The sequence below is a fragment of the Vibrio pelagius genome (assembly GCF_024347575.1).
GTDB classification, from domain to species: domain Bacteria; phylum Pseudomonadota; class Gammaproteobacteria; order Enterobacterales; family Vibrionaceae; genus Vibrio; species Vibrio pelagius.
In genome coordinates, this window is the sequence record NZ_AP025503.1 from 2,821,770 (window position 1) to 2,847,289 (window position 25,520).

General features: G+C 45.5%; 30 protein-coding genes. 12 read left to right on the top strand and 18 right to left on the bottom strand.

Features of this window, described 5'->3' with window-relative positions; genetic code table 11:
• Window positions 1-41 precede the first annotated feature (41 nt).
• The 5 genes from zrgA (at window position 42) to vsple_RS12485 (ending at window position 4,751) form a co-directional block, all read left to right on the top strand.
• The gene (gene zrgA, locus vsple_RS12465; protein WP_261882150.1) at window positions 42-797 is read left to right on the top strand and encodes a zinc uptake protein ZrgA; all 756 of its coding nucleotides are present in this window, start codon (window positions 42-44) and stop codon (window positions 795-797) included.
• A gap of 156 nt (window positions 798-953) precedes the next feature.
• The gene (locus vsple_RS12470) at window positions 954-1,670 is read left to right on the top strand and encodes an ABC transporter ATP-binding protein (RefSeq protein WP_261882151.1); all 717 of its coding nucleotides are present in this window, start codon (window positions 954-956) and stop codon (window positions 1,668-1,670) included.
• Entirely contained in the window at window positions 1,667-2,926 is a 1,260-nt protein-coding gene (locus vsple_RS12475) for an ABC transporter permease (RefSeq protein WP_261882152.1), read from the top strand. Before vsple_RS12470 ends, vsple_RS12475 begins: the two co-directional genes overlap by 4 nt.
• Before the next feature lie 14 nt (window positions 2,927-2,940).
• The gene (locus tag vsple_RS12480) at window positions 2,941-3,453 is read left to right on the top strand and encodes a DUF3299 domain-containing protein (protein WP_261882153.1); all 513 of its coding nucleotides are present in this window, start codon (window positions 2,941-2,943) and stop codon (window positions 3,451-3,453) included.
• A gap of 386 nt (window positions 3,454-3,839) precedes the next feature.
• Entirely contained in the window at window positions 3,840-4,751 is a 912-nt protein-coding gene (locus vsple_RS12485) for a TIGR03899 family protein (RefSeq protein WP_261882154.1), read from the top strand.
• 114 nt (window positions 4,752-4,865) lie between these two features.
• On the opposite strand, the gene cysC is transcribed toward vsple_RS12485, so the two are convergent.
• The 4 genes from cysC to cysD are packed head-to-tail and all read right to left on the bottom strand — an operon-like array spanning window position 4,866 to window position 9,646.
• Window positions 4,866-5,486 (bottom strand): adenylyl-sulfate kinase, encoded by a 621-nt coding sequence (cysC, locus tag vsple_RS12490; RefSeq protein ID WP_255229805.1) that lies wholly within the window; start codon window positions 5,484-5,486, stop codon window positions 4,866-4,868.
• Between the two features lie 24 nt (window positions 5,487-5,510).
• Window positions 5,511-7,235, bottom strand: coding sequence for an SLC13 family permease (locus vsple_RS12495; protein WP_261882155.1), 1,725 nt, complete (start codon window positions 7,233-7,235; stop codon window positions 5,511-5,513).
• Window positions 7,236-7,292: 57 nt separating this feature from the next.
• Window positions 7,293-8,720, bottom strand: a complete 1,428-nt coding sequence (gene cysN / locus vsple_RS12500) for a sulfate adenylyltransferase subunit CysN (RefSeq protein ID WP_261882156.1) — start codon at window positions 8,718-8,720, stop codon at window positions 7,293-7,295.
• Between the two features lie 17 nt (window positions 8,721-8,737).
• The gene (cysD, locus tag vsple_RS12505; RefSeq protein WP_261882157.1) at window positions 8,738-9,646 is read right to left on the bottom strand and encodes a sulfate adenylyltransferase subunit CysD; all 909 of its coding nucleotides are present in this window, start codon (window positions 9,644-9,646) and stop codon (window positions 8,738-8,740) included.
• Window positions 9,647-10,085: 439 nt separating this feature from the next.
• On the opposite strand from cysD, the gene vsple_RS12510 reads away from it, so the two are divergent.
• From vsple_RS12510 to vsple_RS12535, 5 genes are all read left to right on the top strand, one after another.
• The gene (locus tag vsple_RS12510) at window positions 10,086-12,062 is read left to right on the top strand and encodes a bifunctional 2',3'-cyclic-nucleotide 2'-phosphodiesterase/3'-nucleotidase (RefSeq protein ID WP_261882158.1); all 1,977 of its coding nucleotides are present in this window, start codon (window positions 10,086-10,088) and stop codon (window positions 12,060-12,062) included.
• Window positions 12,063-12,544: 482 nt separating this feature from the next.
• Window positions 12,545-14,308, top strand: coding sequence for a lysophospholipid acyltransferase family protein (locus vsple_RS12520; protein ID WP_261882159.1), 1,764 nt, complete (start codon window positions 12,545-12,547; stop codon window positions 14,306-14,308).
• A 77-nt stretch (window positions 14,309-14,385) separates the two neighbouring features.
• The gene (locus vsple_RS12525) at window positions 14,386-14,952 is read left to right on the top strand and encodes a Crp/Fnr family transcriptional regulator (protein WP_261882160.1); all 567 of its coding nucleotides are present in this window, start codon (window positions 14,386-14,388) and stop codon (window positions 14,950-14,952) included.
• Between the two features lie 57 nt (window positions 14,953-15,009).
• Window positions 15,010-15,462: a GNAT family N-acetyltransferase gene (locus vsple_RS12530; protein ID WP_261882161.1), complete on the top strand. Its 453-nt coding sequence runs from the start codon at window positions 15,010-15,012 to the stop codon at window positions 15,460-15,462.
• On the top strand, window positions 15,462-16,307 hold the full coding sequence (locus tag vsple_RS12535) for a DMT family transporter (RefSeq protein WP_261882162.1): 846 nt from the start codon (window positions 15,462-15,464) through the stop codon (window positions 16,305-16,307). Before vsple_RS12530 ends, vsple_RS12535 begins: the two co-directional genes overlap by 1 nt.
• 26 nt (window positions 16,308-16,333) lie before the next feature.
• On the opposite strand, the gene vsple_RS12540 is transcribed toward vsple_RS12535, so the two are convergent.
• The gene (locus vsple_RS12540; protein ID WP_261882163.1) at window positions 16,334-16,894 is read right to left on the bottom strand and encodes a LysM-like peptidoglycan-binding domain-containing protein; all 561 of its coding nucleotides are present in this window, start codon (window positions 16,892-16,894) and stop codon (window positions 16,334-16,336) included.
• 214 nt (window positions 16,895-17,108) lie between these two features.
• On the opposite strand from vsple_RS12540, the gene vsple_RS12545 reads away from it, so the two are divergent.
• Complete coding sequence (locus vsple_RS12545; protein ID WP_032553319.1) at window positions 17,109-17,729, top strand: BamJ family beta-barrel-assembly machinery protein; 621 nt, start codon at window positions 17,109-17,111, stop codon at window positions 17,727-17,729.
• A gap of 130 nt (window positions 17,730-17,859) precedes the next feature.
• On the top strand, window positions 17,860-18,354 hold the full coding sequence (locus vsple_RS12550; protein ID WP_261882164.1) for a DUF2780 domain-containing protein: 495 nt from the start codon (window positions 17,860-17,862) through the stop codon (window positions 18,352-18,354).
• A gap of 221 nt (window positions 18,355-18,575) precedes the next feature.
• Here vsple_RS12550 and rplQ read toward each other — a convergent pair whose 3' ends face one another.
• The 13 genes from rplQ to rpsH form a co-directional block, all read right to left on the bottom strand.
• Window positions 18,576-18,956, bottom strand: coding sequence for a 50S ribosomal protein L17 (gene rplQ, locus vsple_RS12555; protein WP_004729812.1), 381 nt, complete (start codon window positions 18,954-18,956; stop codon window positions 18,576-18,578).
• 25 nt (window positions 18,957-18,981) lie between these two features.
• Entirely contained in the window at window positions 18,982-19,974 is a 993-nt protein-coding gene (locus tag vsple_RS12560; protein ID WP_004729813.1) for a DNA-directed RNA polymerase subunit alpha, read from the bottom strand.
• A gap of 22 nt (window positions 19,975-19,996) precedes the next feature.
• The gene (rpsD, locus tag vsple_RS12565; RefSeq protein ID WP_032553321.1) at window positions 19,997-20,617 is read right to left on the bottom strand and encodes a 30S ribosomal protein S4; all 621 of its coding nucleotides are present in this window, start codon (window positions 20,615-20,617) and stop codon (window positions 19,997-19,999) included.
• A 29-nt stretch (window positions 20,618-20,646) separates the two neighbouring features.
• On the bottom strand, window positions 20,647-21,036 hold the full coding sequence (gene rpsK / locus vsple_RS12570; RefSeq protein WP_004738778.1) for a 30S ribosomal protein S11: 390 nt from the start codon (window positions 21,034-21,036) through the stop codon (window positions 20,647-20,649).
• 19 nt (window positions 21,037-21,055) lie between these two features.
• Window positions 21,056-21,412 carry a 30S ribosomal protein S13 gene (rpsM, locus tag vsple_RS12575; RefSeq protein WP_004738779.1) on the bottom strand — a complete coding sequence of 119 codons (357 nt, stop codon included), beginning with the start codon at window positions 21,410-21,412 and terminating at the stop codon, window positions 21,056-21,058.
• 146 nt (window positions 21,413-21,558) lie between these two features.
• The gene (rpmJ, locus tag vsple_RS12580; RefSeq protein ID WP_000868186.1) at window positions 21,559-21,672 is read right to left on the bottom strand and encodes a 50S ribosomal protein L36; all 114 of its coding nucleotides are present in this window, start codon (window positions 21,670-21,672) and stop codon (window positions 21,559-21,561) included.
• A 39-nt stretch (window positions 21,673-21,711) separates the two neighbouring features.
• Window positions 21,712-23,046 carry a preprotein translocase subunit SecY gene (secY, locus tag vsple_RS12585; RefSeq protein WP_032553323.1) on the bottom strand — a complete coding sequence of 445 codons (1,335 nt, stop codon included), beginning with the start codon at window positions 23,044-23,046 and terminating at the stop codon, window positions 21,712-21,714.
• Between the two features lie 20 nt (window positions 23,047-23,066).
• Window positions 23,067-23,501 carry a 50S ribosomal protein L15 gene (gene rplO, locus vsple_RS12590; RefSeq protein WP_032553324.1) on the bottom strand — a complete coding sequence of 145 codons (435 nt, stop codon included), beginning with the start codon at window positions 23,499-23,501 and terminating at the stop codon, window positions 23,067-23,069.
• Window positions 23,502-23,506: 5 nt separating this feature from the next.
• Window positions 23,507-23,683 carry a 50S ribosomal protein L30 gene (gene rpmD / locus vsple_RS12595; RefSeq protein WP_004736756.1) on the bottom strand — a complete coding sequence of 59 codons (177 nt, stop codon included), beginning with the start codon at window positions 23,681-23,683 and terminating at the stop codon, window positions 23,507-23,509.
• Between the two features lie 7 nt (window positions 23,684-23,690).
• Window positions 23,691-24,191, bottom strand: a complete 501-nt coding sequence (rpsE, locus tag vsple_RS12600) for a 30S ribosomal protein S5 (RefSeq protein ID WP_004738783.1) — start codon at window positions 24,189-24,191, stop codon at window positions 23,691-23,693.
• A gap of 14 nt (window positions 24,192-24,205) precedes the next feature.
• Window positions 24,206-24,559, bottom strand: a complete 354-nt coding sequence (gene rplR / locus vsple_RS12605; protein ID WP_032553325.1) for a 50S ribosomal protein L18 — start codon at window positions 24,557-24,559, stop codon at window positions 24,206-24,208.
• A 9-nt stretch (window positions 24,560-24,568) separates the two neighbouring features.
• Window positions 24,569-25,102: a 50S ribosomal protein L6 gene (gene rplF, locus vsple_RS12610; RefSeq protein ID WP_261882165.1), complete on the bottom strand. Its 534-nt coding sequence runs from the start codon at window positions 25,100-25,102 to the stop codon at window positions 24,569-24,571.
• Between the two features lie 13 nt (window positions 25,103-25,115).
• Entirely contained in the window at window positions 25,116-25,508 is a 393-nt protein-coding gene (gene rpsH / locus vsple_RS12615) for a 30S ribosomal protein S8 (RefSeq protein ID WP_032553327.1), read from the bottom strand.
• Window positions 25,509-25,520 lie beyond the last annotated feature (12 nt).

Here is a 25,520-nt window from a genome sequence, read left to right on the forward strand (position 1 = left end):
TTAATCTGCTTTTAATTTATCTTTTTATTTAGGAATACCCAATGAAACCTTCTATTTTAGCCGTTGTTATCGGCATGACAGTATCTACTACCGCTATCGCTGATGATCATTTTCGCTCCCATGATGCTCACGTTCATGGTGCGGTTGAGGTCAATATCGCTCAAGACGGCAAAGAACTTTTGGTTGAAGTCACCGCTCCGGGTGCAGACGTGGTTGGTTTTGAACATGCTCCTCAGACACCTGAGCAAGTCGCGACACTAGAAAAAGCGACAGCACTGCTGAACCAACCGAATAAGTTATTCGCGTTTGAAGGCGCAGATTGTACGCTTGAGTACAAGTCTGTGACTCATACCTTGGGTGAAGATGACCATGAAGGTCACGATCACGACAAACATGATCATGGGCACCACGAAGACCATGACCATGATAAGCACGATCATGAGCACCACGAAGGTCATGACCATGATAAGCACGATCATGAGCACCACGAAGGTCACGACCATGATAAGCACGATCATGAAAACCACGAAGGTCACGATCATGATAAGCACGATCATGAAAACCACGAAGGTCATGACCACGATCAGCACGAACATCACGACCATGCTGCAGGTGGCCACGGTGAGTTCACAATCGAATACCACTACCAGTGTTCAAACGTGGCTAAGCTAGATACCGTTGAAACACAATGGTTCTCGAACTTTGCCAATACAGAGTCAATGACTGTGAATCTATTAACGGATCGCGCACAGACTCAACAGAAGCTAACGCCAAGCAACACTAGCTTCCGTTTCTAATCGTACATTAATTTAGAAACACAACGAACAGCAGCCAAGTGATCTCTCACTTGGCTGTCTTGCTCTGATACGAACAGAGTCGCTCAAATGGTGATTCATAGAGCAATCCCCTAGAATATCGATTTAAGCAAAACCGCTAAGTGAGTAGGAGCTTATATGTCCTTTGACCAATCATCGCTTGTCGTTAAATTGGAAAACGTCAGTTTCCGTTGGAAGCCTGATCTCCCACCGACACTCGAAATACCCTCTCTTCATATCCACGCCAAAGAGCACCTTTTTATTAAAGGGCCAAGTGGCTGTGGTAAGTCGACACTACTGGGGTTGTTAACGGGAATAAACCAAGCACAACAAGGTGAAGTTTCCATCTTGGGTCAAGATCTTAACCAACTATCGCCTCGCCAGCGCGACAAGTTTAGAGCGGACCACATAGGCTATATTTTCCAGCAATTCAATCTATTGCCATACTTATCAGTGACAGACAACGTGACACTACCTTGTCAGTTTTCGAGCATCAGAAAACAGAATGTCACTCAGGGGAACAACGAATTAAAAGCCACGGCTGAAACTCTTTTACAGAGACTCAAACTACCGGAAGCATTGATGAATAAGCCGGTAACCGAGCTCAGTATCGGACAACAACAGCGTGTAGCAGCGGCACGAGCGTTAATGGGTCAGCCACAAATCATTATTGCAGATGAACCCACATCAGCACTCGACCATGACAACAGAGAAGCCTTCATTGAGTTGCTGCTTGAACAAGCTAACCAAGCCAACTCCACACTCATTTTTGTCAGCCATGATCCAACACTCGAAAAGCTGTTCACTCGTAGCATCGATCTCACGACCGTTAATCAAGCGAGGGCTGTCGTATGAAAGTAATCACTCACTTAGCACTCAAAAGTGTACTCAACCGTAAGGCCACTGCCATTCTCACGATTCTAACCGTCGCGGTTTCCGTCATTCTGCTGCTTGGTGTAGAACGTGTGCGCACAGAGGCAAAAAGCAGTTTCGCCAATACCATTTCTGGAACCGACCTAATTGTCGGTGGTCGTTCTGGACAGGTAAACCTACTGCTCTATTCTGTGTTCAGAATCGGTAACGCAACCAATAACATCGACTGGAAAAGCTACCAAGAGTTCAAGCAGCATAAAGCGGTAAAATGGGCGATTCCAATTTCATTAGGCGATTCGCACAAAGGCTTTCGCGTAATGGGCACCAACCACAGCTACTTTGAGCACTATCGCTACGGAAGTAAGCAACCACTTACTTTCCAACAAGGTCGTGAGTTTAATGAACTGTTTGATGTTGTGATCGGTGCGGATGTGGCGAAACAACTCGACTATAAGATTGGCGATAAAATTATCCTAGCGCACGGTATCAGTGATGTGGCATTCAGCCGCCACGATAACCTGCCATTTACTATCGTAGGTATCATTGCGCCAACAGGAACACCGGTAGATAAAACCGTACACGTATCGCTCGAGGCTATTGAAGCTATTCACGTGGGTTGGGAATCTGGAGCCAATCTTGGTCATACGCCAGACGCTGAGACACTAAAAACCTACGACTTTCAGCCAAAACAGATCACCGCAATGATGCTTGGCCTGAACTCTAAGATTCAAACATTCGCACTACAACGCGAAATCAACACTTACCGACAAGAGCCATTAAGCGCAATCATGCCCGGTATTGCACTGCATGAATTATGGGGCATGATGGCCGTCGCTGAGCAGGCACTGCTTGTTGTATCCGGTTTTGTCGTAGTCGCAGGTCTACTTGGCATGCTCAGTAGCCTATTGACTAGCTTACAAGAACGTCGCAGAGAGATGGCTATCTTACGAGCGATGGGCGCGAGGCCAAGACACGTATTCGGGTTACTGATCAGTGAAGCCAGCGCGCTTACCTTCCTTGGTATTACTCTAGGTGTTGGATTGCTCTTTGGTCTCATTGCAGTAGTTGCTCCTATCGTGCAACAAAGTTATGGTATCAACATATCAATATCCGCAATCACCCCACATGAGTGGAAACTCATTATGATGGTTCAAATTGCTGGAGTTATCATTGGCTTTATTCCCGCTTTCCGCGCGTATCGTCAATCACTTGCTGATGGCATGACCATTCGAATTTAATATAGGGACACACTATGCAACACAAACTCTTGCTGATCCTTGGGTTGCTTCTGTTTCCGTTTGCGACAGCCGCACACGCAGAAGCACCATCAACAGAAGAATCGGTTCTTACTTTGGAATGGATTGACCTAATTCCAGAATCAGAACGCGCTCAGCTCGATCCTTTTGGCATGCCAACCGTCGATCACAGTCAAGAGAACCCTCAGCAATCAAAATTGGGGGCTGTTCGCCCAGAGCTGAATGGAAGCAAGGTAAAGATTCCTGGTTTTGTTATCCCTCTTGAAGGGGATGAGAATATGATCACTGAGTTTCTACTGGTGCCATATTTCGGGGCGTGTATTCACGTACCGCCGCCGCCACCAAACCAGATCATCTATGTGAAGTTTCCAAAAGGTGCTCCAATCCAACAGTTGTGGGATGTTATCTATTTAGTGGGGACACTGAAAACAGAAACCATTACGCATGACTTGGCGCAAACTGGGTATCTTATTGAAGGGGTAGCAATCGAAGAGTACGACGATATGTAGGGATATCGTTTTAATGATGATGAAGATGGTAGCTCACTTGGGCTGCCATTTTTTATCGGCAACGGTTTATAAGCAACTAGTGTTATAACAATTTAATAACGATGAAATATCGCTAGTTTACGCAATATATTTAGACAAATACGCTAGGATAGCAACGTAACTAACGAGCAATAGCCCAATTACCAGCTGTTTTTTCAGCTTATTATTATTCACTTGATTCATAACTCCTCCTTGGATTACACAACAAATTTAACATTTTATTATCATCATAAAAAGTAAAATTTTGTTTAATCCTTCAACTTTACTCGCAATCTCTAGTCACAAGTTCAATTAAGAGTTACATTTTAATCAGTTACATTTCTGTCTTAAGGTTTGTAGGTATCTCTATGTCTGACTCTCAACAACCCATGATCATTGAACATGTGAATGACACCGCTCCAAAGCAAGAGAAAAAGCCCCATATTGCCGATAGTGCCAGTCGAATGCTCAATATCGCCCAGAACTTCGGTTTAGATGCGCTACTTAGTCCAGAAGGTAAAACATCGGACAAAGATGAAAAATCACTGATAGAGCGAGCCCTGTTGCGAGAGAAAAAACGCAAAGAACTGCGTCAGAAGAACCTTGAACAGATCCTAAAATTGGCACACATGTCCTGCAAAGATGAAGCGGCTGGCGATCCTGACCAAGACTGGTTGTACCGATTCTTCGATATGGCTCAAGAGATCCACAATAGTTCGATGCAGAGGCTGTGGGCTCAAGTATTAAAGAGAGAAGTGACCAATCCGGGGTCAACCTCCATGAAAGCACTGCAGATCCTACAAGATATGACGCCTAAAGAGGCATTAACTTTACAACGTGCCGCTTCATTGGCGTCTAGCTTTGGTAGTGACAATAGCCGCAAACTACTGCTTGGCTTCAAAATTCAGGCAGGCTTATTCAGTTTTGGGAAAAGAGCGGGGACGAGCACCATCAACTTAGGCAGTCATAACCTACCCTACTCAAGTTTGCTGCACTTGATTGAACTGGGAATCCTACATGGTACAGAGTTGGAGTCGGGAGAGATCGATTTCGACCCGGCACTCAACCTAAGCTACCAAGGAAAACAGATGGCAGTAACACCACTCTCAAAAGGGGTGAAACTGGTCTACTACCGCTTCACTCCAACCGGTAATGAGCTATGTCTGCTGCTCGGGAATAAGCCGAATAACGCCTATTACGAACAACTCATTACACTATTAAGTCAGAAGTTTACGGTACAGGCCGAAGCTAAACCTGGCAGCGTAAACCACACCGTATAAAATGACATAGGCTTATAAAACTATATAGTCTTATAAAGCTATATAGTCTTATAAAACAACATAGCCTTGATGATAAACCAAGGCTATATAGTGTGAGTTGGCAATATCATTGTGTTAGTTAGCAATAATATTGCGAGCTTCTAACGCTTCAATACACTGCTCAACCAGTTCATCCAATGTCTTATCACCAGCTGGCAGATCGATTTCTGGCGTTTCAGGCGCCTCATACACTGAGCTAATACCAGTAAAATTCGGGATCTCACCTGCTCGCGCTTTTTTGTAAAGCCCTTTAGGATCGCGCTGCTCACACACCTCGATTGGCGTGTTCACGTAAACCTCTAAAAACTCACCATCTGGTAGTAGATTTCGTACCAACTCACGCTCCGCTTTATGAGGAGAGATAAAAGCAGAAAGTACGATGAGTCCAGCATCGGCCATCAGCTTAGCAAGCTCACCAATACGACGGATGTTCTCTCGGCGATCTTGCTCGGAAAAGCCTAGATCGCTACACAATCCATGACGAACGTTGTCACCATCCAGAAGGTAAGTATGGTAACCCAATTGCGCTAAGCGAGTTTCTAACGCGCCAGCAACTGTCGATTTACCTGAACCCGATAACCCCGTAAACCACAATACCGCCGGTTTTTGTGACTTGAGTTGAGAGCGAAAGGCTTTATCAACAGAGTGCTCATGCCATACGATATTCTCGTCTTTCGGTTTCACTGCAGTGGTCATAATTAGTCCTTCAAATAAACAGCATTAAAATGGGAAAAAGTAAGGGATTAGCGTAAGTACAAGCCCTGAGTAAACAATAGAGATCGGGATACCGATACGCAGATAATCTTTCAGGTGGTAGTTGCCCACACTGTACACCAATAGGTTAGTTTGATAACCATAAGGAGAGATGAAACTCGCACTCGCTCCAAACAGTACCGCCATGATAAACGGCATAGGGTCAACACCATAGCCCACAGCCATGCTGTAACCGATAGGAAAAGAGAGTGCGGCCGCAGCATTATTGGTCACTAACTCAGTTAAAACTAAGGTCATCAAATAGGTCGCCACCAGCGCGCCAAACACGCCCCAGCCATTAAAAGCTTCAATAAACATCAGCCCCATCTGCTCTGACAACCCGGATGAGATCATCAATTGTGCAATCGACAGCGCAGAACCAACGATCACCACAATATCAACAGGGAAGCGACGTCTTAGCTCGCTCAGTTGTACCACTCCAAACGCCACCAATAAGAGTAGAAAGCCCGCTAATCCTTTGATGATCGGTAGCATGTTAGTAAGTGCTAGGCCGATCACTGCAGCAAACCCTAATAGAACCAAGGCTGATTTATCCGCATCCAGTTTGGCACTTGAGTCTAAATCATTCATCAACACAAATTCTTTACTGTGTTGCTGACGCTGCTCTTCAAAGCGTTTACCCGGAACCAACACCAACGTATCACCCGCCGTTAACGTGATATTTCCTAACCCACCCTCAAGGCGTTCATGACCACGACGAATCGCGACAACCACCGCATCAAAACGGTCACGGAACTGGCTAGTTTTCAATGTCTTATTACATATACTTGCTGAAGAGCTCACAACAACTTCGACAAAACCTTGACCATTGAGGTGGTGCTGTCCAAACAGCGTCAAGCCTCGAATTTCTTGCAGAGTTGCAACACTCTCGACATCGCCACAAAACAACAATCGGTCGCGTGCTTGTAGCACGAAATCGGGGTCGATTGATGCGGTTGTCTTACCATCACGAATCACTTCTGCAAGAAAAAGTTTACGCAGTGCTCTCAGGTTATTTTCGCTTACGCTACGCCCCACCAGCGGAGATCCGGGTTCAACGCGAGCCTCCAAGAAATAAGGCAGTTCATCTTGCGAACCGTCATCGTAACTTGGTAGGAAATAACTCAGCGGGATCAAGATCAACACACCACCGACTAACACCGCCAAACCGATCAATGTCGGTGTAAAGAAGTTCAAACTCGGCAGCCCTGCATCTTCAACAAAGCTATTAATGATCAAGTTAGTTGAGGTGCCGATCAAAGTTAAAGTGCCACCCAAAATCGCCGCATACGAAAGTGGAATAAGTAGCTTAGAAGGAGCATGTTGCTGATTGCGTTTGATCGCACCGATCAACGAAACCACAACAGCCGTATTGTTAGTAAATGAAGAAAGTAACGCTGTGGAAACACCCAACTTTGCCACCACTGTACCAAGTCGACCTTCTGAAATGTTTCGACTTACCCAGCTGATTAAGCGAGTTTTCTCCAACGCACTTGAAGCGAGAATGAGCAACACTAAAGTGAGTAGTGAAGAGTTAGTAAAGTTACTAGCCAGACTGGATACATCAATCATTCCAGCCATAAACGCAATGAAAGCCGAGCCAGCAAAAATAAAGCTCGGCTTAATACGCGTCGTTAGAAGGCAAGTTACGATGCCAAGCAATAGCGCTAATACAAATCCTTGTTGCCACATATACCTGTCCTTGTATAGCGAGAGCCGAAGCTCCCGCCTATTGCTTTACATCGTTAATTACTTAAGTAATTGACTGATATCTTTGGCATTCCAGTGTGGGAAGTGCTTACGAACCAGAGCGTTAAATTCGATTTCAAACGCTGAGAAGTCACCGACTTTTTGCTCAACAGAATCCAAACGTTCACGGATAAGGCCCGCACCAACGGTGACATTGGTTAGACGATCAATCACAATGAAGCCACCGGTGTCTGCACTATCACGGTACTTATCCAGTGCAACAGTCTCATTCAATGACCACTCACACAGACCGATACCATTGAGAGGCAGCTCTGATGCTTCATGAGTCGCAAGATTGTTGATGTCATATTGATGACGAATGGCCGTCACTTGACCTACCGTCTTCTTGCCAGCGATTTTGATATCGTACTCACGACCTGGTTGCAGAGCTTGCTCCGTCATCCATACCACGTCCGCCAGAATGTGGTTAGTCGATGCCACTTCAGCACTCTCAAGTACAATTAAGTCACCACGGCTAATATCGATCTCATCCTCAAGCGTCAAAGTCACAGCAAGACCAGCCTGCGCCGACTCTAAATCGCCATCAAAGGTAACAATGCGTGCCACTTTCGAAGTTTTACCTGAAGGAAGCGCCTTGATTTCATCGCCTACTTTTACGCTGCCAGAAGCGATCGTGCCGGCAAAACCGCGAAAATCTAAGTTTGGACGATTCACGTATTGAACAGGGAAACGGAACTCACCAGCTGAGCGTTTCTGGTCGATATCAACGTTCTCAAGCACTTCAAGTAGCGATGGGCCTTCAAACCAAGCCAGCTCTTTACTTGCCGCTGCAACGTTGGCACCTTCTAACGCTGAAACCGGTAGGATCTGAATATTAGTCTCACCTTCTAGGTTTTCCGCAAACTCAAGATATTCATCACGAATCTCTTCAAAGCGATCTTGTGAGTAGTCCACAAGATCCATCTTGTTAACTGCAACCACAAAGTGCTTCAAGCCCAGTAGGTTTGAGATGAACGAGTGACGACGAGTTTGATCCAATACGCCTTTACGCGCATCAATCAAGATCACCGCCAGATCACACGTCGATGCACCGGTTGCCATGTTACGTGTGTACTGCTCATGCCCTGGGGTATCCGCAATAATAAACTTACGTTTTTGAGTCGAAAAATAACGGTATGCCACATCAATGGTAATGCCTTGCTCACGCTCTGCCTGCAGACCATCAACAAGTAGCGCGAGGTCAGGCTTCTCACCCGTTGTACCGACACGTTGGCTATCGTTATGAACCGCTGCCAGTTGATCTTCATAGATCTGCTGGGTGTCATGAAGTAAGCGACCGATCAAAGTACTCTTACCATCATCAACCGAACCACAGGTCAGAAATCTAAGCATCGATTTATGTTGGTGCTGACTCAGGTAACCTTCGATCCCAAGTTCAGCCAATTCAGCTTCTACTGCACTATTCATTTTTCTTTCCTTAGATCCTAGAAATAACCTTGACGCTTTTTCAGCTCCATTGAGCCCGATTGATCGTGGTCGATCGCTCGCCCTTGACGCTCACTGGATGTCGCCACCAGCATCTCTTCAATGATGCCTGTTAATGTATTGGCTTCAGATTCAATTGCCCCTGTCAGTGGGTAGCAACCAAGAGTACGGAAACGCACGCTCTTCTCTTCAATCACCTCACCCTCTTGCAGCTCCATACGGTCGTCATCGACCATAATCAGCATACCGTCACGCTCAACAACTGGGCGCTTCTCTGAAAGGTAAAGCGGTACAATCTCGATGTTTTCTAGGTAGATGTATTGCCAGATATCTAACTCAGTCCAGTTTGAAAGCGGGAATACACGTATGCTCTCGCCTTTGTTTACCTGACCGTTGTAGGTTTTCCATAACTCTGGACGTTGGTTTTTAGGATCCCATGTATGATTTTTGTCACGGAAAGAGTAAACACGCTCTTTCGCACGCGACTTCTCTTCGTCACGACGAGCACCACCAAAGGCTGCATCAAACCCATACTTGTTTAACGCCTGCTTCAAGCCTTGAGTCTTCATGATATCGGTATGCTTTGATGAGCCGTGTACAAACGGGCTACACCCCATCGCTAAGCCTTCTGGGTTCTTGTGAACCAAAAGATCAAAGCCGTACTTCTTAGCAGTACGATCACGAAACTCAATCATTTCGCGGAATTTCCAATCGGTGTCCACGTGTAGAAGAGGGAAAGGGATTTTGCCCGGATAAAACGCTTTGCGAGCTAGGTGAAGCATCACAGAAGAGTCTTTACCGATGGAGTACATCATCACTGGGTTATCAAACTCAGCCGCTACTTCACGGATGATATGTATACTCTCCGCTTCAAGCTGTTTTAGGTGGGTTAAACGTTCTTGGTCCATTTCAGTGCTTCCTTTAAGGCTCGTATCACAAGCGATGCCGTACTTGGTTCAACCAAGCATGAGAGTTAACTCATTCACCGTGATGTGAATTGACGTATTGGCTGGCAACACAAATACTTTGCGATGTACTCAAGCTCAATGCGCCCTCAATGAAAGCATTATGACGAGCCTCTCATATTACTGGAAATTCTAAAATTTCATTTTTTATTCGAAAAGCTGATAAGGAATCGTTGTCACCTTTATTCCTTATCAAAATGAATGGACTACCTTTAATAAACGCTTGTTGCGTATGGATTAATCGGTTTGAGACAAGAGTGGCAGAACAGCATAAAGTAATAAGATCAACATCACGAATTAACACATGTTGTACTCATTGTTGCACTCCACTTTGTTACATTACGCAACAAATTCTCTCCCCATCCAATCTTGGAGCTCCATAATGAAAGTTGCAATGAAACCTTTATCGCTAGCGGTACTGGCCGGACTAGGTTTAACTCTAGCTGGCTGTACAACCACCCCAGACACAGATGAAGTAATCAAGCTGCGCGTCGTAGAAACGACTGACATTCATACTAACCTAATGGATTACGACTACTACAAAGATAAGCCATCGCAAAAGATCGGTTTGGCGCGTACTGCAACTCTTGTTAAAGAAGCTCAAAGCGAAGTAACGAATAGCATTCTTGTTGATAACGGTGACTTGCTGCAAGGTAGCCCTATGGGTGACTACATGGCAGATAAAGGCATCGTTGCAGGCGAAGTTCACCCTGCATACAAAGCAATGAACCAGCTAGATTACGATGCAGCCAACATCGGTAACCACGAATTCAACTACGGCCTTGAGTTCCTAGAAGAGTCAATCAACGACGCGGATTTCCCATACATCAGCGCTAACGTTTACGACGCAAAAACGAAAGAGCACTACTTCACGCCATACATTATCAAAACGCACAAATTTGCAGATACTGCAGGCGTAGAACATGAAGTAAAAGTGGGTTACATCGGTTTTGTTCCACCACAAATCATGACTTGGGATAAGAAGAACCTTGAAGGCAAAGTTATCGCTCGCGACATCCTAGAGACGGCGAATGAACTGGTTCCTCAAATGAAGGCTGAAGGCGCAGAAGTTATCGTTGCGATCCCTCACTCTGGCGTTTCTCAAGACCCATACAAAGCAGGCGAAGAGAACTCAACGCTTTACCTATCTGAAGTAGAAGGCATCGATGCGATTGCATTTGGTCACTCTCATGCCGTATTCCCAGGCAAAGGTTTTGACAATATCCAAGGCGTTGATAACCAAGCCGGCACAATGAACGGTGTTGCTGCGGTGATGCCAGGTCGTTGGGGTAGCCACGTCGGTATTATGGATCTAACGCTGGCACAAAAAGACGGTAAGTGGGAAGTCGTAAAAGGCCAATCTGAAGCGCGCCCTATCTACGACAAAGTAGAGCAGAAATCACTGGCTGCCGCTGATGAAGGCATCGTAACGGCACTAGAAAAAGATCACGCAGGTACTCGTGACTTTGTAAACCAGCCAATTGGCCAAGCTGATGACGTGATGTACAGCTTCCTATCACTGGTACAAGACGATCCTACGGTTCAAATCGTTAACCTTGCACAAAAAGATTACGTTGAACGCTTTATTCAAGGTGATCCAGACCTAGACGGCACACCAGTACTTTCTGCAGCTGCACCATTTAAAGCAGGCGGTCGTAAGAATGACCCAGCAAACTTTACTGAAGTAGAAGCGGGCCAACTGACTTTCCGTAACGCAGCGGATCTATACCTATACCCGAACACCCTTGTTGCGATGAAGGTAAAAGGTAAAGAAGTGAAAGAGTGGTTGGAGTGTTCGGCAGGTCAGTTCAACCAAATCGACGCAAACTCGACAGCTCCACAATCATTGATCGAGTGGGATAACTTCCGTACTTACAACTTCGATGTTATCGATGGTGTCAACTACCAGATCGATGTGACACAGCCAGCTAAATACGACGCGAACTGTAAAGTGGTTAACCCAGAATCTGAGCGTATCGTAGGTCTGACTTACCAAGGTCAACCAATCGATATGGAACAAGACTTCTTAATTGCAACCAACAACTACCGTGCATACAGCGCGAAGTTCCCGGGCACAGGCGTTGAGTACATCGCTTTTGATGCACCAGACGAAAACCGTACGGTTCTAGCAAACTACATCTCTCGCGTAAGCAAAGAGCAAGGAAAAGTAAGCCCAACAGCGGACAATAACTGGTCTTTTGCTCCTATCGAAACGAGCAAGAAGCTAGACATCCGTTTTGAAACATCACCAAGCGAGAAAGCGGCACAGTTCATCAAAGAGAAAGGCCAATACCCGATGAAACGCGTTGCGACTGATGATGTTGGCTTCGGTGTTTACCAAATCGACCTCACTAAATAAGATTTTCAATATTCTTTAGTTTATGTTTCAAAAGGCTGAATTTAACGATTCAGCCTTTTTTCATATAGGTAAACCGCTCCTTTAAAATCTTTATTTTGCCGTACGTAAATCACCAATAGAGTTAAGTTTCAAGCCCATCCTTGGCTGTAAACGCCACAACCAAACCTCTCTATTTCAGCGCTAGTGTGCGAGTGAGCACCACATTTCGCGACCTACTGTAAACCTTTATCACTGCCCTTATCTATTTCATGCCCAGCAACCCGTCGCACGAAGTAAGACATTCCACATCGAATACAAAGCACCTCTCTTGTGAAAAGAATCTGACTTTAATTGTTAATAATCCTGAAAAGTATGCACCTCAGTATGGTGGTTATTGCGTGTGAGCAGCCTTCGTCAAAGACGACTTTGTCTCTGGCCGCACGCAACACATTCAACAAGCCGATACAGCTTGGCCACAGCGAATTAAGTAAGGTAGCTACACTATGATTGATAGTCCGTTTCGTTTACCACGTTATACACCTTTTGGTTTGGGTGAGTCTGTTGTCGAGTGGGCAACGGGACTCTCAAAATTGGATCGACTCTATCAAGACCGACAAAATGAGTTATCGAGCTTCGAATTCATGAATTACACGCTCTCGGCGCTTAATATCGACTACTCAATTGCATCAGGAAGCACGGAAAACATACCAAAACAAGGGCCGGTCGTGATTGTAGCGAACCACCCACTTGGTGCGATTGAAGGAGTGATCCTTGCCGATCTCGTAGGATCAGTGAGGAAAGATGTCAAAGTGTTGGCCAATGAACTGCTCAAGCGACTCCCTGAATTAGACGATCTTTTCATCGGTGTCGATGTCTTTAACAGCAAAGAATCAAAGCGTACCAATGCCAAGGCGATTCGAGACGCTAATCGCCACCTAGCTGACGGAGGATTGTTGATTGTGTTCCCTGCGGGCGAAGTGTCCAGCTATCGTAAAGGGGGGAAAACACTCACTGACATCGAATGGAGCAAATCGATCGCGAAGTTTGTTAAACGCCACCAAGCGGCAACCGTGCCTATCTTCATCAATGGTAAGAATAGCGAACTTTTCTACCAAGCTGGTCGCATCCACCCAATACTTAGAACTGCATTGCTGGGACGCGAGCTTCTTAATAAGCAAGCAACCACTATCTCCATCTCCATTGGCTCTTCGATTCCTTATTCAGAGATAACATCGCTTGAACAAGAGGTGGATATCGTCAACTACCTGAGACTCAACACCTACCTAATGAGTCAACAACAGACTTCAGAGACCACAACCAAGCCATCCTCTTTTGATACGCAAGTGATCGCCCCCATATCGTCACAAGTTTTGACGACTGAGATCGATTCACTCCCAGCTGAGATGAAACTCCTTGAGCAAGGGGAGTTTGAGGTCTACTGTACACCCAGCCAATCGATTCCTAATCTGATGCGTGAAATTGGCCGAGTCAGAGAAGAAAGTTTTAGAGATGTAGGCGAAGGTAGTGGGCTTGCCTGTGATTTAGATGAATATGATCTTTACTACCATCAACTGTTTATATGGAACAAAGCGAAGTCAGAGCTGGTTGGCGCCTATCGACTGGGTATGGTAGATCAATTAATAACAGAGCACGGCCTTGATAAACTCTACTCTCGTAGCCTGTTCAACTACAATCAAGAATTTATCGATACCCTAGAACACAGTATTGAACTCGGACGATCCGTGGTGAGTAAGCCTTATCAGAAGAGCCTCAATTCACTGTTACTACTATGGAAAGGTATCGCGACTTTCGTATCTCGCCATCCTCAATACACACACCTCTTTGGCCCAGTTAGTATTAGTAATGATTACAGTCACAGTGCACGACTGCTAATAGCCACCACTTTATCGATTCACCACTACGACAAAGAGAAGGCTAGCTTAGTTTCACCTTCATCACCTTTGACCAACAGCAATCATGTGTTCTGGCAAAACCACCTGCTCTCTTCTTTGGCAAGTGTGCCGCTACTTTCTAAAGTTCTCGCACGCATGGAACAAGGAAAAGGCCTGCCTGTCTTACTTCGTCAATACCTAGGAATGAACGGTAAACTGGTGTGCTTCAACGTTGATCCCTCGTTTAATAACGCCTTAGATGGCTTGATCGTCGTAAATCTTAAGAAGGTATCAGTAAAGACTCTAGGTAAATACATGGGAAAAGAACAGGCTCAAAATTACTTGGATCGCCATAGCAACTCACAAACCCAATAACTCGACCTAAGCTTGCGCTATACCTAGGCCATAGAAAGTGCGATCATCTTCGCATTGAAATGGCTTAGGTAGTGACCATGCACCGCGCATTAACAGAACAATTAGAAAGCTTTGGCTTTACCCCACCCCAGATAGAATCTCTGCTTGAGATAGCAAAACCGCTCGAGTTACCAACACGACACATTCTTACCAATCAAGGAGAGATGCCTGATTCGTTTTACTTCATCGTTGAAGGGTTATGCCATGCGTGTTACCTAACGGAAGAAGGCAAACAGTACAGCAAAGAGTTCTACTGGGAGCATGACTGGGTGATTGGCTTTGAGAGTTTAATAAAGCAGCAACCTTCTCCTTATCTACTCGAAACGCTCACTCCTATCTCACTGTTTGAGCTGCCAATGCAAGCTCTGACAGAGTGGCGCGAGACAAATAATCCTCTGTACCTCAAGTTACTTGAAACTCAACTGATGTACAAAGAGAACAAAGAACGTTTCATGCTGCTTTACACGCCAGAGCAGCGCTACCAACTGTTCTGCGAGCACTACCCAGATCTGCTGCAACGCTTAAATGACAATCAAATCGCAGCCTATCTTGGTATTACGGCGATCAGCCTAAGCAGAATCAAGAGCCGAATTAACAATGGTTAATGCATAGCCTCCAAGGTGCTGCTAGATTAGCGCCAAGTACAGATATAGGAAGATATTATGATCACTTGGTCGACCCCAACCTTTGCCGAATTAACCACAACTGAGCTGTATGAACTGCTGAAACTGCGAGTAGACGTGTTTGTTGTCGAACAAACCTGCCCGTACTCAGAGCTTGATGGTAAAGATACCCAACCCGGTGTGCACCACCTTTTGGGATATGAGGACGGTCAACTGATCGCTTGCGCTCGTTTGCTGCCTGCAGGCACCACTTATGACAACGTCAGTATTGGTAGAATTGCCACCAAAGCCGAGGCGCGAGGGGCTGGTTTAGGTCACAAACTCTTAGCACAAGCCATCAAACGCAGTCATGAGTTGTGGCCAAATAGCACCATTGATATCGGTGCTCAACAACATTTAGAAGCTTTTTACCAAAGTCATGGATTTGTGACGATCTCAGAGATGTACCTTGAGGACGATATTCCGCATATCGATATGAGATTACAGGGCTGATGTCCAACATCACGCTTGGGATCTTGCTGCTTGTTGCGGGCAACTTTTTTGCCTCACTCTCTGACGTGGCGGTGAAACTGCTCAATGGTGAAGTGCCACCACTGCAGTACATCTTCTTTCGCCAACTATTGTCACTGCTTTTGATTACGCCATTATGGTTAAAGCAAAACAGAGTACAACGCCGACTCAAGCAGGCAAAAATCACCTTTGCTCGAGGCCAGCTGATCTTAATCGGTAGTGGGTGTATGGTCGTGGCGATTACCCACTTACCACTGGCGACAGCCAATGCCGTATTTTACGTCGCACCATTATTGATGTTGCCATTGTCGATACTGCTGTTGGGAGAACGCCCTGCACTTGGAAAAGTCGTCGCCACCACCATCGGATTTATCGGTGCGCTCATCGTACTGAGGCCATCGCAGTTTCATTGGGCGGCGGTATTTGCGCTTGGTACAGCATGTACCCTGGCGCTGTTCAATGTCTTGGTTCGCAAACTTCCGAGTGAGCAATCGGTAGTGACGACACTTTGGTGGACAACCCTATTCTCGCTGCCTGCTGCGTTAATACTTTGCGTACTATTTTGGTCACCGATATCTTGGGGGCACCTTGGTTATATCGCCTTAAGCGCCACCCTGATATTGGCTTACAATGGACTAGCTGTATCTGCATATCAAAAAGCACACTCTAGCCAGATTGCACTGGCAGAATATTCAGGCCTCGTCTTTGTCGCACTCATCGGTATGATTTGGTTTAACGAAATCCCCGATATTCTCACCTTTATCGGCATCTTACTGATTGTGTTACCGCTGGCTCCGATTCCGCGCATAAAAAAAGGAGCGAGATAATCGCTCCTAATATACCAGTTCAGTATTTATTTGCTGCGACCAAAACCACCGTCAGATAGGCGGAAGAACATCACCGAACTTCCACCTTTCTCAAGCTGAAGAATGTCCAACTGACCATTCTCTGCTAGCTTAAATCGAACCAACTGCCCTTTTCTTATCTGACTCAGAGGTTTATCGTCCCCCTCAATCCGCACAAGTGCATTAAGGTCTGATAGTGGCAGTTGGTTGTTACGAAATACCTGCGCTAAAGTATCGCCTTGTTGTACCAAATACTCTTTCCAGTGACTTGATTTTAGAGATTGCTGTTGTTCACTCTGTTGTTCACTTAAACCGACAGTATTTATCTCAAGCTCAACACGACTGGCTGCCGGTGCGCTTTTCGTCTTTTCTGCTTTTGGAAAAGGAATGATCAGTAACAACAAAACGACAGGCGTAAGCACCATCAATGCGCGTTGATGTAATTTAGGCAAGCGCTGCCATAGGTCACGGATCTTATCTTTGGCATCACCAAATTCGATAGCACTGAATTTATCTTTGCACAGCTGCAAATAATCTACTTGTTGTTTCTTCTTATGACGACGATTCATACTACTGCGCCCTAACTGTTAATTAACTACAGTATAAAAACCAAAACTAGAACAGTATAGATTTTTCCTTCATTACGGGAGCAATGCAATAAAAATAGTGCCATTGTGATTTGAGTACATGAAAGCTAGAGCGAATCAGGGTCTAGCCGTTTCTTCGAGCAGTTAATACTGGTATTCTTACGTTTTTCGTACTGACACAAAAAGAGTAACTTTCATGTCTGAAGTAAAATTTGAAACTGTAGAGCAAAAAGCTAGCTACGGTATCGGTCTACAAATGGGCCAACAACTAGCTGGTTCTGGTCTTGAAGGCCTAAACGTTGACGCAATCGCTGCGGGTATCGCAACTGCACTAACTGGCGACATGCCAGCTATCGAAGTTGACGAAATCAACAAAGCACTTCAAGAGCTTCACACTCGTGCTGAAGCAATCCGTCAAGAAGCAGCTAAAGCAGCAGCAGCTGACGGCGAAGCGTTCCTAACTGACAACGCTCTACGTCCAGAAGTCACTGTTCTTGAGTCTGGCCTACAGTACGAAGTAATCACTGAAGGTACTGGTGAAATCCCAACGGCTGACAAGCAAGTTCGTGTTCACTACCACGGTGAGCTAACAGACGGTACTGTATTCGACAGCTCTGTATCTCGTGGTCAACCAGCTGAGTTCCCAGTAACTGGCGTTATCCAAGGTTGGGTTCAAGCTCTACAAATGATGCCTGTAGGTTCTAAGTGGAAACTATACATCCCACAAGATCTTGCATACGGTGAGCGTGGCGCAGGTGCTGCTATCCCTCCATTTGCAGCTCTAGTATTCGAAGTAGAACTTCTAGCTATCCTTTAATTTTAAACGCCTTGGTAAACCATCTGCTGGGCGTAAACTAAAGTTAAATTAATCCAACGGCGATGTAACAACATCGCCGTTTTTCGTTTATAGTGAAAGTGACGATTACTTTATTACTTAAGGAAGAATAATGAAGAAAGCACTCATCACTGTATTCAGCGCATTAGCTGTAGCCTCTTGCGCAAGCACCTCTGACCAAGCCTCAACAACCGCTGCCGCAACGACCGACTACTCTCAACTGACTCAGACAGCACTAATGGGTGCGGTTAACTTATGGTCACAACAAAATGAATCGACGCCTCTGGCCGACACAGTCGCCGAAAAAGCATCAGTAACTAACGACCAAGCGCTAGGTGGTATTGGTTCTATGTTAGCACTGGCCCAAAATTCACTCGGTAGTGCTGACAACAAAGAGTTGTCGTCACTTATCCCTGGCATGTCAACGCTTGAATCGACAGGCCTTACATCTATGCTAAATTCACAAAGTGCCGTGGAAAGTGCATTCTCAGGCCTAGGTATGGACTCTTCAATGATCACAACTTTTGCACCTATCATTCTGCAAGCGCTTCAATCTCAAGGTGCAACCTCAAGCCTACTTGATTCATTATCAGCGATTTGGAGTTAATCCTTCAAATAACCACAAGTTAAGATAGTTTGAATTAAGGGCACTTCGGTGCTCTTTTTTTGTGGGTGTTACAAACTTTGATACGAGATGCGAGATATTTTGAGAAAGGAGCGTTATCGAGGTAAGAGAAAGTGCCAAGTATTATGATGCAGGATTGAAAAACAACAGATACAAAAAAGCCGAGCTAGGCTCGGCTTTTTGGATTAACAATCTAGTATAGATTACTCAGCAGCTTCTTCAGCAGCTGGGCGGTCTACAAGCTCAATGTATGCCATTGGAGCTTTATCACCAGTACGGAAACCACATTTAAGAATGCGAGTGTAACCACCTTGGCGAGCCGCGAAACGCGGGCCTAGTTCATTAAATAGTTTTGCAACAACTTCGTTATCACGAGTGCGTGCGAATGCAAGACGACGGTTAGCAACACTGTCTGTCTTAGCTAGGGTAATCAACGGCTCAATTACGCGACGTAGTTCTTTTGCTTTTGGCACGGTAGTTTTGATAACTTCGTGACGAACAAGAGAGCTAGCCATGTTGCTGAACATCGCTTTGCGATGACTGCTGTTGCGGTTGAGTTGACGACCACTCTTACGATGGCGCATGACCTAATCCTTCTAACTTTTTCGATTAATCTTCAGCGATTGACGCTGGTGGCCAGTTTTCTAGACGCATGCCTAGAGATAGACCACGTGAAGCAAGCACATCTTTAATCTCTGTAAGAGATTTCTTACCAAGGTTTGGCGTTTTAAGTAGCTCAACCTCAGTGCGCTGTACAAGATCACCGATGTAGTGAATCGCTTCTGCTTTCAAACAGTTAGCAGAGCGAACTGTTAGTTCAAGATCGTCTACAGGACGTAGTAGGATAGGATCGAATTCTGGCTTCTCTTCCTTCTCCTCAGGTACACGTACATCACGTAGATCTACGAACGCATCCAGTTGTTCAGCTAGGATAGTAGCTGCACGACGGATTGCTTCCTCAGGTTCTAGAGTACCGTTCGTTTCCATATCGATAACAAGCTTGTCTAAGTCAGTACGTTGCTCTACACGTGCCGCTTCTACAGCGTAAGCGATTTTATCAACCGGGCTGTAAGTAGCGTCAACTAGTAGACGACCGATTGGACGCTCATCTTCTTCAGTATGGATACGAGCTGAAGCTGGAACGTAACCACGACCACGTTCTACTTTGATACGCATAGCGATCTCAGCGTTGTCATCCGTTAGGTGACAAATTACGTGCTCAGGGTTAGCGATCTCTACATCACCATCGTGGGTGATGTCACCTGCAACAACAGGGCCTGAGCCTGATTTGTTCAGTGTAATAAACACTTCATCTTTGCCTTCAGCAACGCGTACAGCCAAACCTTTTAGGTTTAGAAGGATTTCAAGGATATCTTCCTGAACGCCTTCTTTAGTGCTGTATTCGTGTAGCACACCTTCGATTTCAACTTCTGTTACGGCACAACCCGGCATAGAAGATAGAAGAATGCGGCGAAGAGCATTACCTAGAGTGTGGCCGAAACCGCGCTCTAATGGCTCAAGAGTTACTTTTGCGTGTGTCGTATTGATCTGTTCAATGTCAACAAGACGCGGCTTAAGAAATTCTGTTACAGAACCCTGCATTGTGTCCTCTCTTTTTTTAACCTTACTTAGAGTAAAGTTCGACGATCAAGTGTTCGTTGATGTCAGCTGATAGGTCAGAACGCTCAGGCATACGCTTGAATGTACCTTCCATTTTGCCAGCATCTACTTCAATCCAAGTTGGTTTTTCACGTTGTTCAGCAACTTCTAGAGCCGCTTTAATACGAGATTGCTGTTTAGCTTTCTCGCGGATAGAAACAACGTCATTAGCCGCTACTTTGAAAGAAGGAACGTTTACAACTTTACCGTTAACTAGGATAGCTTTGTGGCTAACTAGCTGACGAGATTCAGCGCGAGTTGCACCAAAGCCCATGCGGTAAACTACGTTATCAAGACGACCTTCAAGAAGCTGAAGTAGGTTTTCACCTGTGTTGCCTTTAAGACGTGCAGCTTCTTTGTAGTAGTTACGGAATTGTTTTTCTAGAACGCCGTAGATACGACGAACTTTTTGCTTCTCACGAAGCTGAACGCCATACTCAGATAGACGACCGCGACGAGCGCCGTGTACACCTGGTGCGTTATCAATTTTACACTTGGTATCGATCGCGCGAACACCAGACTTAAGAAATAAGTCAGTGCCTTCACGACGGCTAAGCTTCAGCTTAGGACCCAAATATCTTGCCATGATCTTTCTCCAATTATCCTAGAAACGAATTAAACGCGACGTTTCTTAGGTGGACGACAACCGTTATGAGGGATTGGAGTCGCATCAACAATGTTTGTGATACGGAAACCAGCAGCGTTCAGTGCGCGAACAGTAGATTCACGACCTGGACCTGGACCCTTAACCATAACTTCCAAGTTCTTTAGGCCATATTCTTTAGCCATTTCACCACAACGCTCAGCTGCAACTTGTGCTGCGAACGGAGTAGATTTACGAGAACCACGGAAACCTGAACCACCTGCTGTAGCCCATGCAAGAGCGTTGCCTTGACGGTCAGTGATAGTTACGATTGTGTTGTTGAAAGAAGCATGGATGTGCGCTACGCCATCAGCTACTTGCTTGCGTACGCGCTTACGAGCGCGAGTTGGTTGTTTTGCCATTGTACTCTACCTTATCCGATTATTTCTTGATCGGCTTGCGCGGACCCTTACGGGTGCGAGCGTTGGTTTTAGTACGCTGTCCACGTAGTGGTAGACTGCGACGATGACGAAGACCGCGGTAACAGCCAAGGTCCATAAGACGCTTGATGTTCATCGATACTTCACGACGTAGATCACCTTCTACAGTGTACTTAGCTACACCATCACGCAGTTGATCGATCTGCTCTTCAGTTAGTTCACTGATCTTAGCATCTTCAGCAATACCCACTTCAGCTAGGATAGCTTGAGAACGAGTTTTACCGATACCGTAGATTGCAGTAAGTGCAATCACAGAATGCTTGTGATCAGGAATGTTAATGCCTGCTATACGGGCCATTATTCACTCCAATGTTTCATAAAAGAATTATCCGCAGCAAAGCCCGTTATGGATACGCTGCGGCATACTACTTCTTTTGCACGCAAAAGGTAGGCCGAGAAATATACTCGACTCTACCTTGTATTTCAAGTAAAAATTTCTGCTAATTAGCCTTGGCGTTGCTTATGCTTTGGCTCACTGCAAATCACGCGAACGACACCGTTACGCTTGATAACTTTACAGTTACGGCAGATTTTTTTAACGGAAGCACGAACTTTCATTGCTAAACTCCGTAAATGGAACTGAACGTTACCGCCGGATTAACGGCCGTAACCTTTCAGATTCGCTTTCTTTAACACAGAATCATACTGTTGAGACATCAGATGAGTCTGTACCTGTGCCATGAAATCCATGATAACAACAACTACGATTAGTAGTGATGTACCGCCGAAGTAGAAACGTACGTTCCACGCGACCATCATGAATTCAGGAATCAGACAGATAAAGGTAATGTATAGAGCGCCCGCTAGGGTCAATCTTGTCATCACTTTATCGATATACTTCGCTGTCTGCTCACCTGGGCGGATACCGGGTACGAATGCACCAGACTTCTTCAAGTTATCAGCTGTTTCACGTGGGTTAAACACCAACGCTGTATAGAAGAAACAGAAGAAGATTATAGCTGCAGCATATAGCATTACATACAGAGGTTGACCTGGGCTAAGAGCCAATGACACGTCAGTTAACCAACCGAACGCGCTGCTCTCACCATTCTGACCAAACCACTGAGCCAATGTTCCTGGGAACAAGATAATGCTCGATGCAAAGATTGCTGGAATAACACCTGCCATGTTGATTTTCAACGGTAGGTGCGAGCTTTGTGCTGCAAATACTTTACGACCTTGTTGACGCTTAGCGTAGTTAACGACGATTCGGCGTTGACCACGTTCCATGAAAACAACGAAGTAAATTACAGCAAAAGACAGTACAGCAATTAACAGCAGAAGAAGCACATGCAATTCACCTTGACGCGCTTGCTCGATTGTTTGACCGATTGCAGAAGGCAATCCAGCAACAATACCTGCAAAAATCAGAATGGAAATACCATTACCGATTCCTCGCTCAGTGATTTGTTCACCTAACCACATTAAGAACATGGTACCAGTTACTAAACTCACGGTAGCAATAAGCGTAAACATGGTTTGGTTGATAACAACCAGATTATCGACCATGTTTGGTAAGCCCGTTGCAATACCAATAGCTTGGAATGTTGCAAGTACAAGCGTGCCGTAGCGTGTATATTGGCTGATCTTACGACGGCCTGCTTCACCCTCTTTCTTGAGTTCCGCTAACGCTGGATGAACTACAGTTAACAATTGGACTACGATCGATGCCGAAATATACGGCATGATACCCAATGCTAATATAGATGCACGCTCAAGAGCACCACCGGAGAACATGTTAAACATTTCAACGATGGTACCTTTTTGCTGTTCGAACAAATCGGCAAGTACAGCAGCGTCAATACCAGGGATCGGCACAAAAGAGCCTGCTCGGAATACTAAAAGTGCACCAATTACGAATAATAAGCGCGACTTTAGTTCACTTAAGCCGCTCTGAGCACTACGAAAATCTTGTCCTGGTTTCTTAGCCATCTGTACCTCGTTCCTCGAGATTATTCCTCGATTTTACCGCCTGCAGCTTCGATTGCAGCTTTAGCGCCTTTAGTCACGCGTAGACCTTTAACAGTCACAGCTTTGCTAAGTTCACCAGAAAGAACGATCTTAACGAATTCGATGTTCTTAGTGATTACGTTAGCAGCTTTTAGGCTGTTCAGATCAACTACGTCACCAGTTACTTTCGCTAGCTCAGCTAGACGAACTTCAGCAGACACTAGGCTCTTACGAGAAGTGAAACCGAATTTTGGTAGACGCTGTTTCAGAGGCATTTGACCGCCTTCGAAACCTGGACGAACTGAACCGCCAGAGCGTGATTTTTGACCTTTGTGACCACGGCCACCTGTTTTACCAAGGCCAGAACCGATACCACGACCTACACGCTTCTTAGAAGGTTTAGAGCCAGCAGCCGGTGATAGAGTATTCAAACGCATTCTGATTACTCCTCAATCTTAACCATGTAGTAAACCTTGTTGATCATACCGCGTACGCACGGAGTATCTTCAAGTTCTACTGTATGGTTGATGCGACGAAGACCTAGACCTTTAAGACACGCTTTGTGCTTAGGTAGGCGACCAATTGAGCTTTTAGTTTGAGTTACTTTAATAGTTGCCATCGTGTGCTTACTCCGAAATAGATTCAACAGTTAGACCACGTTTAGCAGCAACCATTTCTGGTGACTTAACGTCTACTAGAGCACCAATCGTTGCACGAACGATGTTGATTGGGTTCGTAGAACCGTATGCTTTAGAAAGTACGTTGTGTACACCTGCAACTTCAAGTACAGCACGCATTGCACCACCGGCAATTACACCTGTACCTTCTGCAGCTGGCTGCATGTAAACTTTAGAGCCCGAATGACGACCTTTCACCGGGTGGTGAAGTGTGCCTTCGTTCAGCGCAACAGTAACCATGTTACGACGCGCTTTTTCCATTGCTTTTTGGATCGCTGCAGGTACTTCACGAGCTTTGCCGTAACCGAAACCTACACGACCGTTACCGTCACCAACTACTGTTAGTGCAGTGAAGCTCATGATTCGACCACCTTTAACCGTCTTAGAAACACGGTTAACTGCGATCAGCTTTTCTTGCAAATCATTAGCTTGTTGTTGTTCTTTAGCCATCTTCCAACCCTACCTTAGAATTTCAGACCAGCTTCGCGAGCAGAATCTGCTAGCGCCGCTACTCGACCGTGGTATTGGAAACCAGAACGATCAAATGCAACAGCAGTTACGCCTTTTTCAAGAGCGCGCTCAGCAACAGCTTTACCTACTGCTTTAGCTGCATCGATGTTACCAGTGTTCTTAACTTGCTCACGGATCGCTTTTTCTACAGTAGAAGCAGCTGCGATAACCTCAGAGCCGTTTGCCGCGATAACTTGTGCGTATACGTGACGAGGAGTACGGTGTACTACTAGACGCTCAACGCGAAGTTCTGCAATCTTACGACGTGCACGTGTAGCACGACGGATGCGAGATGCTTTCTTATCCATAGTGATACCTTACTTCTTCTTAGCTTCTTTAGTACGCACATTTTCATCTGCGTAACGTACACCTTTGCCTTTGTATGGCTCAGGTTCACGGTAAGAACGAATGTCAGCCGCAACTTGACCAACTAGTTGCTTGTCACAACCAGTTACAACGATCTCAGTTTGGCTAGGGCACTCAGCTTTAATACCTTCAGGTAGAGCGTGCTCTACTGGGTGAGAAAAACCAAGAGTTAGAGCTACAGAGTTGCCTTTCATAGCAGCACGGTAACCAACACCCTTTAGAGTTAGCTTCTTAGTGAAGCCCTCAGTAACACCCACAACCATGTTGTTAACTAGAGCGCGAGCTGTACCAGCTTGTGCCCATGCGTTAACAACACCTTCTTTCGGACCGAAAGTTAGGTTGTTTTCTTCCTGTGCGATAACTACGGCGTCGTTAAGAACGCGAGTAAGCTCACCTTTACCACCTTTTACAGTGATTTCTTGGCCGTTTAGTTTCACCTCTACGCCAGCTGGAATAGCGACAGGTGCTTTAGCAACACGAGACATAATCTACTCCTTATTAAGCTACGTAACAGATGATTTCACCGCCAAGACCTGCTTTGCGAGCAGCACGGTCAGTCATAAGACCCTTGGAAGTAGAAACAACTGCAATACCAAGACCACCCATCACTGTTGGTAGCGAGTCTTTATTTTTATAAACTCGTAGACCAGGGCGTGATACGCGCTTGATTTGCTCGATTACAGGTTTAGCTTGGAAGTACTTAAGAGTAACTTCTAGCTCAGGTTTTGCTTCGCCTTCTACAGCGAAGTCAGTGATGTAACCTTCAGCTTTTAGTAGTGCAGCAATTGCAACTTTAAGCTTTGAAGAAGGCATTTTAACAGCAACTTTGTTTGCTGCCTGACCGTTACGAACGCGGGTCAGCATATCCGAAATCGGATCTTGCATGCTCATAAGATTTACTCC